Annotated in this window: 16 protein-coding genes; 8 read left to right on the plus strand and 8 right to left on the minus strand. The window is 59.0% G+C overall.

Features of this window, described 5'->3' with window-relative positions:
- The first annotated feature begins 110 nt into the window (after window positions 1-110).
- The 4 genes from ACVOLR_RS02805 (at window position 111) to ACVOLR_RS02820 (ending at window position 3318) form a co-directional block, all read left to right on the plus strand.
- A complete protein-coding gene (locus ACVOLR_RS02805) occupies window positions 111-485 on the plus strand; it encodes a DUF3693 domain-containing protein (protein ID WP_481535077.1) in 375 nt (124 codons plus the stop codon).
- A gap of 151 nt (window positions 486-636) precedes the next feature.
- Window positions 637-1176: a hypothetical protein gene (locus ACVOLR_RS02810; RefSeq protein ID WP_481535078.1), complete on the plus strand. Its 540-nt coding sequence runs from the start codon at window positions 637-639 to the stop codon at window positions 1174-1176.
- Window positions 1177-1393: 217 nt separating this feature from the next.
- On the plus strand, window positions 1394-2209 hold the full coding sequence (locus ACVOLR_RS02815; protein WP_481535079.1) for an AraC family transcriptional regulator: 816 nt from the start codon (window positions 1394-1396) through the stop codon (window positions 2207-2209).
- Between the two features lie 26 nt (window positions 2210-2235).
- Window positions 2236-3318, plus strand: a complete 1083-nt coding sequence (locus ACVOLR_RS02820) for an alpha/beta hydrolase family protein (RefSeq protein ID WP_481535080.1) — start codon at window positions 2236-2238, stop codon at window positions 3316-3318.
- 229 nt (window positions 3319-3547) lie between these two features.
- Here ACVOLR_RS02820 and ACVOLR_RS02825 read toward each other — a convergent pair whose 3' ends face one another.
- Both ACVOLR_RS02825 and ACVOLR_RS02830 read right to left on the minus strand, forming a co-directional pair.
- Window positions 3548-5014 carry a serine hydrolase domain-containing protein gene (locus ACVOLR_RS02825; RefSeq protein ID WP_481535081.1) on the minus strand — a complete coding sequence of 489 codons (1467 nt, stop codon included), beginning with the start codon at window positions 5012-5014 and terminating at the stop codon, window positions 3548-3550.
- Between the two features lie 8 nt (window positions 5015-5022).
- Window positions 5023-5793: a hypothetical protein gene (locus ACVOLR_RS02830; protein WP_481535082.1), complete on the minus strand. Its 771-nt coding sequence runs from the start codon at window positions 5791-5793 to the stop codon at window positions 5023-5025.
- Window positions 5794-5973: 180 nt separating this feature from the next.
- Between ACVOLR_RS02830 and ACVOLR_RS02835 the strand changes: the two genes are divergently transcribed.
- On the plus strand, window positions 5974-6780 hold the full coding sequence (locus ACVOLR_RS02835) for a winged helix-turn-helix domain-containing protein (RefSeq protein ID WP_481535083.1): 807 nt from the start codon (window positions 5974-5976) through the stop codon (window positions 6778-6780).
- 353 nt (window positions 6781-7133) lie between these two features.
- Here the strand turns inward: ACVOLR_RS02835 and ACVOLR_RS02840 are convergent, their stop codons facing one another.
- The 3 genes from ACVOLR_RS02840 to ACVOLR_RS02850 form a co-directional block, all read right to left on the minus strand.
- The gene (locus ACVOLR_RS02840; RefSeq protein ID WP_481535084.1) at window positions 7134-7856 is read right to left on the minus strand and encodes a hypothetical protein; all 723 of its coding nucleotides are present in this window, start codon (window positions 7854-7856) and stop codon (window positions 7134-7136) included.
- A gap of 112 nt (window positions 7857-7968) precedes the next feature.
- Entirely contained in the window at window positions 7969-8811 is an 843-nt protein-coding gene (locus ACVOLR_RS02845; protein ID WP_481535127.1) for a methylenetetrahydrofolate reductase, read from the minus strand.
- A gap of 132 nt (window positions 8812-8943) precedes the next feature.
- Window positions 8944-9879 (minus strand): LysR family transcriptional regulator, encoded by a 936-nt coding sequence (locus tag ACVOLR_RS02850; RefSeq protein WP_481531614.1) that lies wholly within the window; start codon window positions 9877-9879, stop codon window positions 8944-8946.
- 128 nt (window positions 9880-10007) lie between these two features.
- Here ACVOLR_RS02850 and msuE point away from each other — a divergent pair, with 128 nt between their 5' ends.
- The 3 genes from msuE (at window position 10008) to ACVOLR_RS02865 (ending at window position 12711) form a co-directional block, all read left to right on the plus strand.
- The gene (msuE, locus tag ACVOLR_RS02855; RefSeq protein ID WP_481535085.1) at window positions 10008-10595 is read left to right on the plus strand and encodes an FMN reductase; all 588 of its coding nucleotides are present in this window, start codon (window positions 10008-10010) and stop codon (window positions 10593-10595) included.
- A gap of 74 nt (window positions 10596-10669) precedes the next feature.
- A complete protein-coding gene (locus ACVOLR_RS02860; protein WP_481535086.1) occupies window positions 10670-11653 on the plus strand; it encodes a DUF1852 domain-containing protein in 984 nt (327 codons plus the stop codon).
- A 29-nt stretch (window positions 11654-11682) separates the two neighbouring features.
- On the plus strand, window positions 11683-12711 hold the full coding sequence (locus ACVOLR_RS02865) for a methionine synthase (protein WP_481535087.1): 1029 nt from the start codon (window positions 11683-11685) through the stop codon (window positions 12709-12711).
- 125 nt (window positions 12712-12836) lie between these two features.
- On the opposite strand, the gene ACVOLR_RS02870 is transcribed toward ACVOLR_RS02865, so the two are convergent.
- The 3 genes from ACVOLR_RS02870 to ACVOLR_RS02880 all read right to left on the minus strand — a co-directional run bounded on the left by ACVOLR_RS02870 (window position 12837) and on the right by ACVOLR_RS02880 (window position 14984).
- A complete protein-coding gene (locus ACVOLR_RS02870) occupies window positions 12837-13400 on the minus strand; it encodes a dihydrofolate reductase family protein (protein ID WP_481535088.1) in 564 nt (187 codons plus the stop codon).
- 131 nt (window positions 13401-13531) lie between these two features.
- Window positions 13532-14077 carry a hypothetical protein gene (locus ACVOLR_RS02875; RefSeq protein ID WP_481535089.1) on the minus strand — a complete coding sequence of 182 codons (546 nt, stop codon included), beginning with the start codon at window positions 14075-14077 and terminating at the stop codon, window positions 13532-13534.
- Window positions 14078-14324: 247 nt separating this feature from the next.
- Entirely contained in the window at window positions 14325-14984 is a 660-nt protein-coding gene (locus ACVOLR_RS02880) for a lysoplasmalogenase (protein ID WP_481535090.1), read from the minus strand.
- Window positions 14985-15271 lie beyond the last annotated feature (287 nt).

Raw genomic sequence — 15271 nt, forward strand, 5'->3', positions numbered from 1 at the left:
ACAGGGGGCGGGGTCGCCTACGCATGTAGACGCCGGGCGCTTTATAGCCCCCTACACCCGTAGGCGTCAACAGTCGTAGGCTACACCCGTATAGACAAAGGGTGGCCTAGATGGACTGGAACGAATTCTTTGAGAAAACGCGCAAGGCGGCTGACGTCGAGAGTTTCTCGAAACTAGCGCCAATGCTGGGAATTACGGACGGGGCTATCGGCCACTATCGACAGGGCCGACGCGTGCCGCAGGTGTGGGTAGTCGCGGATGCGTTGCGCATTCAAGGCCATCCGGAGCCGGAAAAAGCGGCAATTCAGATCATGAGGCAGGCGGCGCTCACATCGCCAGAGCGCACATTCTGGAAGCGCCTATCAGCAACGGCCATGACCCTAGCGATCGGGATAAGCCTCGCCTCCCCTGCGCACGTACAGGCCGCAGAACAGGGTAATTCTGCGCACGGTGTATACATTATGCGAAATTGCGTAATCGCCTAATTTGCCTTGTGCGGCACTGTCGGAACGCTGATCGCACACCTTTCCGTTTACATAAAATTGCTCATGCCGGAGGCCTCTTGAAAGAAGCTGCGAACTTGGACAAGCTCACCATGACACTGTGAATCAGAAACGCAAAGCACGTGAGTAAAAAATGGAAGCAACAACCCAAGCCGATGAACTAGCCCCCTCCCTCGTCAGGCCAACAGATTTCCTTGTTGGCATTTTGGAGCTTGGAAGGAACTGGGCGCTTGCAGTTGCTATAGCGGGTGCAGGTTTAGCGGTGCATCGAACCGAAATCGTTACCGGCCCTCCTAGCCTGAGTAATCTTATATTCTACGCGTGCGAAATTGTTGCTCTCGCTTGGGTGTATCTCGCTATAGAGAGATTCATTGCGGTGGCATTTCCTAACCTGCCAAATCGGAAAGGTTGGTGGCGCAGATCCACAAAGCGAGAACGCGCTCGTACTCTCGTCATCTACGCTACAACCTACGCAATCGCCTATCCCTCCGGAATGGGGATGATTCTTCTCTTGGCTCATTTGGCGGATAACAATCGAATCGTCCAAATTTGCTCCGATGCGAAATCCGCGAATAACGCCATCATTGGTAGTTATGACGAGTGCAGACGTCTCTACAAGCAACGATTGGAGTTCATTGAACGGCTCGAAGGGAAGCAAGTGCACCAAGAATAGCCAACCATCCATCATGCCCTTTCATTAAATTTCACTGCGGGCTCGGGTGCTGGATTGACGGCGAGGAGCGACAGCCCCCCAATCCTCCATAAAACGCCCTAATCACTTTTGCATTCGCACAGCTCACCTACACCGCGCAGCAACAGCAAGATCCCGCAAACGCCCTCCCCCGCGCTGCGCTACGCTTCCACCCATTCACTGGTACGGAACAGGCGTCATGGGTGCGGCACGCAAGGCCTTGTGGTACATCGAAAGCCACTTTGCCGAGAACCCCTCGCTGGCCCAGATCGCCGAGGCAGTGGAACTCTCGCCGTTCCACCTCTCCCGCTTGTTCCAGGTCAGTACCGGAACCTCGATGGCGCGCTATCTTCGTGTGCGCCGACTGACCGAGGCGGCACGGTCCCTGGCTGCTGGCAGCGAGCCCATCCTGGATGTCGCCCTGGCCGCTGGCTATGCCTCGCATGCGGCCTTTACCAACGCCTTCACCGAGCAGTTCAAGCTGCCCCCGGAAAAAGTTCGCCGGAAGGGTCTGCACGGCCTCGCGCTGTTGGAGGCCATCAAGCTCGACGCCCCACCCCTGCCTTGCGAGGTCGAACCGGTACGTCGCACGCAGGGGCCGCTACGTGTGGCGGGTATCCGTGCCCGTCATACCGCCACTACCGTGGCGTCTATTCCCTCGCAATGGCAGCAGTTGGCGCTGACCCGGGAACTGGGCAAGGACATCGCCTTCGGGGTCTGCTGCAACCACGATGGCGAGGGTGGCTTCGACTACATCGCCGGCATGGAGATCGGTGCGAGCGCCGCCGTGCCTTCAGCGTGGGATGCAGTTTCCATTCCGGCCGGGGACTATCTGGTGGCGTGGCATGCGGGCCACATCTCAACCATCCGCTCCACCTGGTACTGGCTGTTGAACGACTACCTGCCCCGCTCCGGCCTGAGCCTCGCCGACGCGCCCGACTTCGAACGCTATGACGCCCGCTTCGACGACCGCACCGGGAACGGCGGTGTGGAGATCTGGCTACCGCTGTCCTAACTGAGTTGAACCAAGGAGACCCATCCGTGCGAGTAGTGCCCTACACATTGATCCTGCTGACCTGTCTGTTCGCGCCGTTGGCCTGGGCGGCTGCACCCTTCCCCGCTGTTGGCGAAACCCATGGCGTGGCGCACACGCCCAGCGCAGCAGTCCGCGATGCCGGGCACAGCGACCAGGTGCGGTATACCGTGTGGTATCCGGCGCAGCCAGGTGTAAAACATCAGCCGCTGGCTATCGGGCCACCGGGTGCGCCGCTGTTCGTTGCAGGGTCTTCTGCCGTCGATGCCCCCATTGCGGCGGGCCGCTGGCCAGTACTGCTGCTGTCACACGGCAACGGCGGCAGCGCCCGGATGATGGGCTGGTTCGGCACAGCCCTGGCAAACTCGGGGTATGTGGTGGTCGCGGTGGACCATCCCGGCAATAACGGTGTGGACGCGATGACCGAAGCCGGAAGCATTCTGGTGTGGAACCGCGCCGATGACCTGGCTGTGGCATTGGCTGCGGTGCAGGCCGACCCCGTGCTGGCTCCGCATGTGGATGTGGACCGGCTTGGATTGGTGGGATATTCGGCCGGCGGGTTCACCGCGCTGGTGGCTGCCGGCGCGCGGCCGGATATGTCCCGGTTGGCCGCCTTCTGCAAGGCATCGCCGAAGGATGGGGTATGCATGCCGCAGGCCGAGAATCCGGAAATGACCCTTGAGCGGCGGATGGCGGCGGCCACTACGCCGGAGCTGGCACCATGGGTAGCCAGGTCGGCGGAGGATCGGCGCATTCCCAACGTTCGCGCTGTGTTCCTGATGGCACCGGCAATTGTGCAGGCGTTCGAGCCGGGTGAGCTCGCACAGTTGGAGGCTCCGCTGTCGTTGGTTGTGGGTGAGGCCGATGCGATTGCCGCGCCCGCCAGCAACAGCAAGGTCATTGCCGAGGCAAATGACAACGCGCGACTTCAGGTACTCCCCTTGGTGGGTCACTACGACTTCCTTGCGGACTGCACGGAACTCGGGCGCGAGCGGGTAGAAAAGCTGTGCGAAGTGAACGCCGATAAGCAGGCTACGCATCAGGCAACGATCGAGCTGGCCAAGTCGCTGTTTGATTCCACGCTTCAGTAGATGGACACCTGTAGCTGCGCTTGGATCATCGCCCGCATTGGGTGCGCCCCACCCCCGACAAATCCCCTAATTCCCTCCCCGACCTTAGCCAGAAGCAGACGTTGGCAACGCCAGACCCTTTACCACTCATGGCAACCCCAGAACCGTCGCTCCGGGTATGCGTTCAGGGGCTCGGCGAAACACTGATTTGGGGGCGGTTCGCCGGAACTTATCATCCCGACGGACATCATCAGTTCTCGGTTCGCTGCGCAACACGTCGCGACATGGCATAGGCCGCCTCCGCCTTGATGGCCTCGCCTTGCACGGCGTACGCCTCGCCCAGGCTGTGCCATGTATTGGTTGAGGCGGGGTACATGAGCGTATTGAGAATAAACACCCTGATCGACGTATCAACACCGAGATTCTGCTGCAGCAGATAACCGGTCGAGTTGATGATGCTCTCCAGCGCCTTGTCGTCAAGATTACTCGACGCGCGGATCCTGCGAATCTGCTCATGGGCATCCACCTCATCGGCAGGCTGAGCCGCATAACCGATCAATTCCTCCTGCAGGCGCTCGACAGGAAAGTTCTCGGGGGCAGTCGCTGCCAGCGCGCTGTCTATAAGCACCGATGACCATACATTGCGAGCGCTGCCATTGGTCAGATAGGCCGCCAGATAGGGAGGGTCATTGGACGTTTTTCCGGGCACGATGCGCACCCGGACCTTCGTTCCCCCGTCATGCCCGACGTAGTAGGTGCCGCCGCGTTCGCCATAATCCCAGCCGCTGGCAAAGATGCCGCGCCGGCCGCTGGCAAGCAAGGGCTCTTGCCAGAGCCTGGCAAGCGTATCCTTGCCCACCAGCTCACCTGACGCGAGTGCCTGGAGGAAGCTCGCCAGATCGCCAAGGGTGATATGCAATGAACCATGTGCGTAGGCGTACGACGGCAGGATCAATTCCGGGTCTCTGCGCAGCTTTCCTCCTTCACCGATATAGCTTGCAACTCTCGGACTGCCCGATGATGCATCGGTACCCAACCAAGTGTGCTTCATGCCCGGCGGTAGCAGGATGCGCTCGTGGACGATCAACGGATACGGTTTGCCGTAGTGTCTGGACAACAGTTCCGACAGCACAAGGAAGTTGGTCTGCGTGTAACGGGACTCGCTGCCGGGCGCGAACAACAGCGGCTCCTCGGTCAACGAAGCGAATAGTTCTTCCGTGGTGGAGGGATACACCATTTCCCCGGTCGAATTCCGGTATTGCGATCTGTTGAGGTACTCCGGCACGCCCGATGTGTGGTTCAGGAAATGGCGAACCGCAATTCCCTGCCAGCGCGGCGGCAGCCCGATCAAGTACGTTTCCGCTGGCGAATCCAGATCAATCTGACCAGTCTCTACGAGCTGCATCACCAAGGTGCTGGCCAAGAGCTTGCTGAGCGAGTACACCGGAAAGACATGATCAAGCGTCATCGCCTCCGCAGTCTGGAGGTCCGCTTTACCATCCACGCCACGGTATGTAACGCGCTGCCCCTGCGCGATATATACCGCCTGCCCGGCAATGCCATAACGCAGGCGATTGACTTCCATCTGCGACGCCATTGAAACAGGCATCCCATCGTCTGCGGATACCCGCCCTGTTGCACACAATGCAAGAAGAATAAGTGTGGCAATGACGAAGGCGCTTCCGTGCATCCGGTGCATGAAGGAAATCGGATTCATAGGGCAGCTCATCGTACGAAGAATGCGGTGCGTGCGACACCTGCGTTGTTGCTGGAGGCCATCCAGGCACGCACTTCCAACTCGTACAGGCCTGCAACTTCTGCAGTCAGAATTGCCTTGAACATTGCGTCAGTCGGGTCGAAAGCAAGCGAGATGCGCTTCGGGGTGCCGCCGTTCACAGTGAGATACACCTCCGAATCCACTTCGGCGGCACGCCAAGGCCCGCTCTCGCTCAGGTTGCACCCGCACAGCAGGCTGATACCCGCGCGGATGGGAATCACCTGCCCCACACGGACTTGGCTATAGGCGATCGGCTCGGCAAGATCCACGATCAGCCCCGGCAGCTCCACCCGCCAGCCATCGCCCGCCGTCAAGTGCTTCCCCGGCAGAATCCATTGCTGGCTGGTCGTGGTGGTGGTGGCCTGGGGTTGGCTCAACGGGCCGGTGGCGCTGAGGGTGACGCGACGTGGGCGATCAATATCCAGCGAGGTGCTGAACACTGCGGAGCCTGGGCTGGAAAGCGGCGCGTCGCGCCCATTGACTGGCCCCATGATTTTGGCGGTGTCGCCCGTGGTCCCCACGGTAAGCCCTTGGGCCAGCATCTCACCGGTGTCGGCATCGATGAGTTGTACCCTCACCGGCGCCGCATAGCCGCCGAGGAACTTGGCACCGCGGGCGAGGACGCGGACTTCTACATCGGTTCGTTCAGCCAGCGCCTCATGGGCAGGGACCAACAGCAGCAGCCCAAAACACAGGCAGCTCAGTAATGAGTAATGCATGGCATGTCCTTGATGAGAGGCAAGATGGATTGGGTGCGCCAGGTGACGCCGCTTCTTGGCGAGGCACTCCGACATGCCAATGAGGCTATGGATTTCTGCCAAACTAGCGAGTGACATCGGCTGACGGGGGCTGTCTTTTCGTGACCCGACGTCGTCAGACCGTTCCAGGAGCCGAAAACCATGCTGAATTTTGCTGAATTCACCATTGATCCAGACAGATTCAGCATCTGCCGTAGCCAGCAGCCACTGGACGCGCCACCACAGCTGGTCGAGGTCCTGACCTACCTGATCGAGCACTCAGAGAGGGTCGTCAGCCGGCAAGAGCTTCTGGAGCGCTTCTGGCCTCGCGCGGGCACAGGTGGCGACGCCGCACTCAACACTTGCATTCGCCGGATACGCGCCCTGCTGGAAGATGACGCGGATGTTCCGCGTTTCATCCAGACGCGCCCGCGCGCCGGCTACCGCTTTATTGGTGGGCCGGTGTCCCGTATCGCAACAGAGGCTGACGCAGTTCCGGCCCTGGCGGCCCCATCGCCCACGCGAAGTAGACCCTTTCCGCGCATCGCGCTCGCCGGCCTTGCTCTGGCCATGGTGGTGGCGGCAGCCATGGCATGGAGCTTGATGCAGTTCAACAGGCAGCATCAGCTGATTGCCGTCGAGCCACCAATGGGACTGTGCGAGTACGTGCTGTTCCCTCAGTTCAACGCAGGCCTGCGCGAAAGCTTCCTTGCCCAAGTGAGCAACGCACTGCCGGCTGGATATGGCGTTACCGACAATGCCGGGCGAGCCGACCTGCATGCGCGCATCAGCGTCCGGCAGACGCCAGAGCAGACGGTTGTCGTGCTGACTCTGGTTGACCAATCAAGCCAGCGCTCGTTGTGGTCACGAGAGTTCACAGCCACCACCGATACCAACAACTATGTACCGCTCCAGCAACACCTGGCCGAGCAGATGGCCGGCGAGCTGGCCAAAGGATTGCAGAGATAGGCAATCGCCGCGTCATTGCGCTTTTTTGGGGCGAAGAGCCATTGCTTGCCGCTGACCTTTCTCTTTGCTTGCCGTTTTCAAGGAGCGATCGGCGTTCGGTTTCGGGTAGGAGCGACGGGTTCTACGTTGAAATGACGGACGGTTGTGAAAGGGTTGAGAAACTCAAATCGCGCCTGGCGATCCTCCGCCGCATCCGACGGTTGTGGAAACGCTCGATGTAGTCAAACGCATCGGGCTTTGCCACGATTTCATCAGGAAGATGCTACAGGAACAAAAGAAACCCCATCTTTTGCGAGTGACTCCACGCGAACCAAAAGCTTCGTGCCGCTGCGCAGATTGGTAGCTATACAGGCCTACCGTGTTTTTGTTGCCTTCGGTACTGACCGCTGCGTCGCCCTACGCTTCCCTCGCATCTTGGCTAGCTTGTTTCCGACTACAGCCTTCAGTTCCTCCACTGGTTCTGGAACCAATGAAGGTTGCATGCTCTGGATCTTGAAGAAATTCTTGCGCGCGCTTGCGAGCTCGAAACCATAGTCCAAGGACTTGATGGCAGTACCTCCCAGCAGCAATCCAACCAATACCATCACCACCAGCACTGCACCTGAGGGCGTACCAAAGCCTCGATAGCTCAACCAAAGTATCAGCATCGCGGCTGGTGCCAATAGGAAATACATCCCAAATGCCGCCATGATGTTGAACATCGCGGATAGCGCCTTTTCGTGGCGCCTGTTCCTCCATCGAACAAAACCATCGTCAAGCTGAAAGAATCCCGTTGAGAAGCTCAGGGCCCACAGGGTATCCGCGGCCTGGGAGTTCGAAGCTACGTTGATGACAATCCGCGCCGGCAGGAACTCGCGGCAGTAGTGACGAATCAATACCTCACACCAGAGTGGATCGCGCTTTGCGCGTTCGAAGTCCCAAAGCTGCAGGAACTCTTGCCGTGCTTTGGCTCGGTCGCCGTTGAGCGAGTAAAGACCTTTGAAAGCCAAAAATAGCAGCAAGGCCAAGACGACAATAATTTCGCCAGCCGTCCTGTGTCCAAAGCTTCCTGCCAACTTGAGTACAAGCTCCTGCACCTGCCCTCCCTCGCCTTCACTGGCTGCACTTTGAATGGATCATAGCCGGGTTCTCCGGCTGTTTGATCGCAGCAGTCTTCTTCCGACTACAGTTTGGTCGCGTGCGCCCGAATTAGTTACGAGCGCGGTAATGCTCCACCCATTCCACGGACTGCGAGATGCCGCCGAATGGGAAGATATGCAGGCTCACGCTTCCATGTGCTTCCGTCAGCCCGCTGGACAGGCGATCAACAAACTGATCCGGCCCGGCTGTGCCAAACAGCTTGCCGATCGAAATGCCGTACTTGGACCAGATCGACGCGCTAGCGCTGACGCCGCACATCGCCGCATAGCGTGCGAGCACCGCAATACCTGCTGGACCGGGCACGCCCACACACACCGGGTACTCGATGCCGCGCTCGCGCAGTGCCGAAAGCCAGGTCAGTACGATATCGGCATCAAACCCGAACTGGGTGACGATCAGCGGCGTCATGCCTCGGTTTTCGATGCTGCGGCACTTGCGCTCAAGCATTTCCCAACGCTCGCTTTCACTCATCACCGGGTGCCCTTCAGGATGCCCGGCCACTCCAACGAGTTTGATGCCTGAGTGTTCGAGTACGCCCGTTTCAATCAATGATGCGCTATCCGCAAACGGACCTTTGGGGGTTGGTGAGTCTCCGGCAATCACAAAGCAACGCTCGACACCGGCCTCATCAACCGCACGAGCGATGAACGACTCCAGCTCAGCGAGCGAGGCAATGCGCCTTGCCGGTACATGCAACATGGGTTCAAAGCCCAATCCACGAACTTTCGCAGCTGCAGCCAACCGGGCTGCGTTGTCTTCACCCGGCAGGTAGGGAATGAAAACAGTCGAGCCGGGTGCGATCCAGGCTGCTGCTGCGGTCAGCGCTGGAATAGCTTTGGGGCTCACCTCCAAGGAGTAACCAGCAGTGATGTCGTTCGCGTACATGGGCATATCGTGATGATTCAAGGGTCTTACCGTAATGGCTTTCAAGTGAACGCTCCGCCGCGCTCTCTGATCGAGCGGACGAGGCGCCAGGCAGCAGCTTGCTCGTGGTGTTCGCCAAGCAGCGTCGGTGGTCTAGGTTCAACGACGTGGCTTGTCGTCAGCAGCCTTTCCAATGCTCGACGCAGCCACCGCGGTTGAGTGCCGTGCCAGCTCGATGAAGGCTCGCACGTAGTCGATGCTGGTGTCCGTCTCACGTGCACCGAGGAAGATCTGCTTGGCGATGCCGCGTGCACCAAGCCGCACCGGTACCACGTCCATCCTGCTTGCATACTCCTCCACCAGCCAGCGTGGCAGCGCGGCCACGCCGCGGCCACTGGCCACCATCTGCACCATGATGTCGGTGGTTTCGATGGCTTTGTGCCGTCTGGGGGTGATGCCCGCAGGCAACAGGAACTGGCTGTAGATATCCAAGCGCTCGATATCCACCGGATAACTGATCAATACCTCGCGGGTCAGCTGCTGCGGCTTCACGTACGCAACGGAAGCCAGTGGATGGTCCTTGGCTACCACCAGCACCTGCTCGTAGTCGAACACGGGCTCGAACTTCAGGCCCGGCTTGAACAAGGGATCAGGCGTGACCAGCAAGTCGATCTCGTAGCCGAACAGCGCCCCGATTCCGCCGAACTGGAACTTCTGCCGGACATCCACGTCCACGTCCGGCCACGCCGCCAGATAGGGCGACACCACCTTGAGTAGCCACTGGTAGCAGGGATGGCATTCCATGCCGATGCGCAGCTCGCCGCGCTCGCCCTGCGCGAACTGGCCCAGGCGCTCTTCGGCCAGGTCCAGTTGCGGCAACACCCGGTTGGCAACCGCGAGCAGGTACTGCCCGGATTGGGTAAGCCGCAGGCTGCGACCTTCACGCAACCAGATGTCGGTGCCCAGCTGCTGTTCGAGCTTGCGGATGCTGTGGCTCAGGGCTGACTGGGTCAGGTTCAACACGCCCGCTGCGGCCGTCAACGAGCCCTGCTTTTCGACCTGCTGGACGATGCTCAGATGGATGCGCTCAAGCATATGAATGAATTTTCTTCATGGAATGGTGAAATTAAACCATTTTACCTCATGGAAAACCGCAACTAGGATCGAACCTCACCAGCCGCTCCATTCAGCTGGCGACGATCCAGTCCCCCATGAAGGCAGAAATGACACACCCTCCCCCACTTCGCGTCGTCGCGGTTTCCGGCGGCCTGCAGCGCCCCTCCAAGGCCGGAGCTCTGGTCGAGCATCTGTCGAACCTGATTGCTGCCGAGGTCCACTGCGAAACCCAGCTCGTCGAGCTGGGCCAACTCGCCCCTCACCTTGCCGGTACGGTCAGGCGCAGTGAGCTGCCCGATACGGTGGAGCTCGGTCTGTCGGCAGTCGAGCAGGCTGATGTTCTGGTGGTGGCCACGCCGGTTTACCGCGGCTCGTACACGGGGCTGTTCAAACATTTCTTCGATTTTGTTGACCAGGATGCGCTGATCGACACGCCTGTTCTATTGGCCGCAACCGGCGGCAGTGAGCGCCATGCGCTGGTGATCGACCACCAGTTGCGACCACTTTTCAGCTTCTTCCAGGCACGCACGCTGCCGCTGGGCGTTTACGCCACCGACAGGGACTTCGCCGGTCACGTACTGGAGAACAACGATCTGATCCAACGCGCCCGGCTGGCAGTCGAACGGGCGTTGCCGGTGCTTGAGCTGACCCGCCGCGCGGCAACAAATCCACCCAGAACCATCGTCGCTGCCTGAAAGCGAACTCCCCCGCCGAATCAGCATGACGCTGTGCTGGCCTCTATCCGCAGAACCTACGGTAGCGCACTGCCATGAAAGACAACTTTGAATTCAGCATCAAGCGAATCTGCTTCGACGAAAACTACCAGCCGTTGGACAGTACGCGGCTGACAACCAACTTCGCCAATCTGGCCAGGGGCAGCAGCCGCCAGGAAAACCTGCGCAATACGCTGAAGATGATCGACAACCGATTCAACAGCCTTGCCGATTGGGACAATCCAATGGGCGACCGCTACGCCGTCGAGCTGGAAATAATTTCAGCCGAGATGGGTGTGTCCGGCGAAGGTCAGACAGAGGCCTTCCCGCTGATCGAGATACTGAAGACAACCATCGTTGACCGCCAGACCAAGGCGCGCATTGAAGGAATCGTAGGGAACAACTTCTCTTCCTATGTGCGTGACTACGATTTCAGCGTGTTGTTGCCGGACTACAACAGCAACCGCACCGCTTTTTCCGCACCGGATGACTTTGGTGACCTGCACGGAAAGCTGTTCAAGCATTTCGTGAACTCGCTTGCCTACAAGGAAAACTTCAACAAACTTCCAGTGATATGCATCAGCGCGTCCAGCAGCAAGATCTACCACCGCACTGCCAATCACCACCCGGCACTGGGCGTGGAGTACCTGCAGAACGAGCTGTCCTCAACCGATCAATACTTCGCAAAGATGGGAATGCAGGTCCGCTTCTTCATGCCGCCGGACAGCGTTGCGCCGTTGGCGTTCTATTTCTTCGGCGACCTGTTGGGCGACTACACCGATCTGGAGCTGATCGGCACCATCAGCACGATGGAGACCTTCCAGAAGATCTATCGGCCCGAGATCTACAACGCCAACTCTGCAGCGGGAAGTGTCTACCAGCCCAGCCTGAAGCATCAGGACTACTCCCTGACAAAGATTGTCTATGACCGTGAGGAACGCAGTCAGTTGGCGATCAAACAGGGACGCTTCACCGAAGAGAACTTCATCAAGCCTCACCGGCAAACGCTGGAACAGTGGGCCGCCGCCTGCGCGCTCTGATCACTCCAAGGAACTAGAAATAACCCGCCATGAAGAAATTGTTGCCCACCTCAACCGCTGGAAGTCTGCCCAAACCCGTTTGGCTTGCCGAACCCGAGAAACTCTGGTCACCGTGGAAGCTTCAGGACGAGGAGTTGCTTGAAGGCAAGCAGGACGCCCTGCGTCTTTCACTGCACGAGCAGTTGCAGGCGGGCATCGACATCGTCAGCGATGGCGAGCAGACCCGCCAGCACTTCGTCACCACCTTCATTGAACACCTCGACGGCGTTGACTTCGAGAAGCGCGAGACAGTGAGGATCCGCAACCGTTACGACGCCAGTGTGCCAACCGTCGTCGGCGCCGTCAGTCGGCAGAAGCCGGTGTTCGTCGAGGATGCCAAGTTCCTGCGTCAGCAGACCAAGCAGCCGATCAAATGGGCCTTACCCGGCCCGATGACGATGATCGATACGCTCTACGACGATCACTACAAGAGCCGCGAGAAGCTTGCCTGGGAATTCGCCAGGATCCTCAATCAGGAAGCCAAGGAGCTGGAGGCCGCCGGCGTCGATATCATCCAGTTCGACGAACCAGCCTTCAATGTCTTCTTTGACGAAGTGAATGATTGGGGTGTTGCTGCCCTTGAGCGGGCGATTGAGGGGCTCAAATGCGAGACTGCTGTGCATATCTGCTACGGCTACGGCATCAAGGCCAATACCGACTGGAAGAAGACCCTCGGCTCAGAGTGGCGGCAGTACGAAGAGTCCTTCCCGAAGCTGCAGCAGTCGAGCATCGACATCATTTCGCTGGAATGCCAGAACTCGCATGTGCCGATTGACCTGATCGAACTGGTACGTGGCAAGAAAGTAATGGTGGGCGCGATCGACGTGGCCAGCGACATCATCGAGACCGCCGAGGATGTAGCCAATACCCTGCGCAAGGCGCTGCAATTTGTGGACGCAGACAAGCTCTATCCGTCCACCAACTGCGGGATGGCACCGCTGCCTCGCCACGTGGCCAGAGGCAAGTTGCATGCACTCAGTGCGGGTGCGGAGATCGTTCGTCGCGAGCTGTTGGCCTGAGTTCTGTGGCCCGGGTGAGCATGCAGCGCGCCCGGGATTTGATTTCGATAGCCGCCAGAAGCGGGGGCCGGGTCTAGTCGAAATGTCGATTGGACCGTAGAAGCACTATCTTCCGCTGCAGCCGGCTATGAACCGCACGCACGCCGGTAGTGCATGGCGACTACGCCGTTAAGAAGTGGCGACGACGAGATCAGCTCCAGTCGTCGCGTATTGTTCAAGCCGCGCTGGTGCAGAGTTGGTCCGTGCCCGGCGATCCTGGGGTGGACGAGGAACTTGTACTCGTCGATCAGATCGAGCCTGTCCAGCTCGGTAGCGAGCATGCCGCTACCGAGAAGCACGCCGGCTGGGGTCGCATCCTTGAGTTTCTGCACGCTCGAGCGCAATTCGCCGACGATGTGGCGGCTGTTGGTCCACGGGAAGTCCGTTCGCTTGGACGACACCACGTACTTCGGCTTGGTCTCCAGCTTGAGCGCCCAGTCGCGCATCGCCGGTGTGGCCTCTTCGTCGCCACGAGCGACCGCCGGCCAATAGGCCTCCATCATCTCGTAGGTGGCACGCCCCCAAAGCATCGCTCCAGCCTCGTCCATCAGGCGACTGAAGAAAGCGTGGGTTTCGCCGTCGGCGACACCCTCTTTGTGGTCAACGCAGCCGTCCAGGGTGATGTTCAGGCTGAAGATCAGAAGTCCCATGCGAGCATCCTCAGAGTTGGGCGTTCCATTGGATTGCCACTTGTCGACGGGTGCCTAGCAGCAATGAACTGGTATCCATGCCGCGATCAGCCGGCGTATCCCGGCCATCTGCGTACGCCATGCAATGCAGCTCAGGGCACCACATTCGATTCTTTGCTTTGTTGGGGCGCGCAATTGTTGCCTTCTTCAACCCCCCACGTTCGCAGGATGTGTCTGTACTTTCGCCCCGCACTGCGCTGGCTCTGCTCTTTCAATCCTATCGTCACAAGACTCGGCTCACCCTTCGTGCTGGGACCTGTCAGCAGATTCGCCCCCTGGCCGACAAGTCTCTCTTCAAGCTGCACGCGCCGCCAAGCGGTGCCGTCTACCGACTGGTATTCGATATAGGGTGGTATCGGCCTATCCAGCGCATACCAGGTATCGCAATAATAGAACGTCGCCACGATCGACCATGTATTAGTTTCTGTGTTGTGATCGAGAAGAACCGGCACGTAGTTATCACGCCACTCGGGTGGCAACGTGAAACCATCTGGCATTTTGATGATTGAAATCGACATCTCGACCGGATCTCTCCAACCACCAGTCCCGCCAAGCTCCGAGTACGTCTCACCTCGCGCAGTCCGTGCAGCAACGATGACCTGCCCATCAGCGAGCCGTACTTCTTCGGACCATTTCACGCTTGCTCTGTCGCACCCGACAAGCGTAGATATGACCACCAACGCAAATGAGAAAGTTGTCCGTCGCGTGTGAGAAATACTTGTTGCAACTCGTTTGAATGAGAGCACGTTTTCCTCCTGCCTTGTCTTCTAGGGGGATTCAGTTGTCAATGACAACGCTGAAACCCGACCTTTCCAATCTGAGGCCAAACACCCGAGACAAGACAGATCTGCCGCCTCGAGTAGTGGCCGGGAACTGAAGGAGCTATCAGCTGGCACCTGCTTGCATCCAGCCAACCGACAAGGCGAGGATGATCTGTGCGCCGTAGTAGAGCGGCAACCCCCAGAGCTTATTGCTGGCAGCCGGAGCCACGAAACGGTTGCGAGCAACGGCGACGTCCGAGATTGCAAATATCACCGCACCAACTGCAAGCGTCCACATACCGGAAGTTACGCTTGCGGAAATCGCCAAGGCGCACATCGCAACAATAGCCGTCACGTATGCCGTAACGGCGAGGCGATAGAAGGATTTCAAATGGCGCCAAAGCCATGCAAGAACCGCGATCCCAAGAGAGCTCATGAGAACGAGCCCCAGGACCAACGCCGTAACATCTGTAGGCAGGGTCGCGAAAGCGACGGCAAAAATCAAATGAGCAAGCAGGAAACTGGCCAGACCAAGCAGGAACAGGCGGCTCTTCTGGGACAAAAGGAATACATCCCCCACCCAACTGAGTCCGAGTGCCATCAGGATCAATTGGCCATAGGCTGATGCTGTCGCGTTGAGTTGAAGCGCCAAAGCCAGGAATGCCGTACTGGCGACAATTTTCAGTATGGCCTTGCCTATCCTCCAGCCGCGGTACTCGCTGAGTACCAGCGCGGCACAAGCGATAAGACAAACGCTGATTGTGAAGCTAATTCCGGTCACCATGGTGATCTGCGTTCTCCAAAACGCTGTAATGATGTTGATCTATTGGGGGCCTGGGTAACTGTCGGCCGCGATCACAGCGACCACCGGCCAAGCTGGAACGCCAAACCGCCCGTCGCTGCAAGATTGCCTTGGCCAGTGCCTCGTAGGCAACAAGGTCGATTTTGATTGGGCCGAACGGGATTACTGTGTTGCGACGCCGCCCTGATTTGACCATCACATGCTTGAGCTATTCTTCGACCAGAGAAGCACGCTCCAGAACTCCACATCGCTCAGCCAAGCCGCCAGGT

This window comes from Stenotrophomonas sp. STEN030, assembly GCF_056759995.1.

What these genes read in the sequence shown, in the direction of transcription:
- ACVOLR_RS02805 (WP_481535077.1), top strand. Translation starts at nt 111, where the DNA reads ATGGACTGGAACGAATTCTTTGAGAAAACGCGCAAGGCGGCTGACGTC.
- ACVOLR_RS02810 (WP_481535078.1), top strand. Translation starts at nt 637, where the DNA reads ATGGAAGCAACAACCCAAGCCGATGAACTAGCCCCCTCCCTCGTCAGG.
- ACVOLR_RS02815 (WP_481535079.1), top strand. Translation starts at nt 1,394, where the DNA reads ATGGGTGCGGCACGCAAGGCCTTGTGGTACATCGAAAGCCACTTTGCC.
- ACVOLR_RS02825 (WP_481535081.1), bottom strand. Translation starts at nt 5,014, where the DNA reads ATGAATCCGATTTCCTTCATGCACCGGATGCACGGAAGCGCCTTCGTC.
- ACVOLR_RS02830 (WP_481535082.1), bottom strand. Translation starts at nt 5,793, where the DNA reads ATGCATTACTCATTACTGAGCTGCCTGTGTTTTGGGCTGCTGCTGTTG.
- ACVOLR_RS02835 (WP_481535083.1), top strand. Translation starts at nt 5,974, where the DNA reads ATGCTGAATTTTGCTGAATTCACCATTGATCCAGACAGATTCAGCATC.
- ACVOLR_RS02845 (WP_481535127.1), bottom strand. Translation starts at nt 8,811, where the DNA reads ATGCCCATGTACGCGAACGACATCACTGCTGGTTACTCCTTGGAGGTG.
- ACVOLR_RS02850 (WP_481531614.1), bottom strand. Translation starts at nt 9,879, where the DNA reads ATGCTTGAGCGCATCCATCTGAGCATCGTCCAGCAGGTCGAAAAGCAG.
- msuE (WP_481535085.1), top strand. Translation starts at nt 10,008, where the DNA reads ATGACACACCCTCCCCCACTTCGCGTCGTCGCGGTTTCCGGCGGCCTG.
- ACVOLR_RS02860 (WP_481535086.1), top strand. Translation starts at nt 10,670, where the DNA reads ATGAAAGACAACTTTGAATTCAGCATCAAGCGAATCTGCTTCGACGAA.
- ACVOLR_RS02865 (WP_481535087.1), top strand. Translation starts at nt 11,683, where the DNA reads ATGAAGAAATTGTTGCCCACCTCAACCGCTGGAAGTCTGCCCAAACCC.
- ACVOLR_RS02870 (WP_481535088.1), bottom strand. Translation starts at nt 13,400, where the DNA reads ATGGGACTTCTGATCTTCAGCCTGAACATCACCCTGGACGGCTGCGTT.
- ACVOLR_RS02880 (WP_481535090.1), bottom strand. Translation starts at nt 14,984, where the DNA reads ATGGTGACCGGAATTAGCTTCACAATCAGCGTTTGTCTTATCGCTTGT.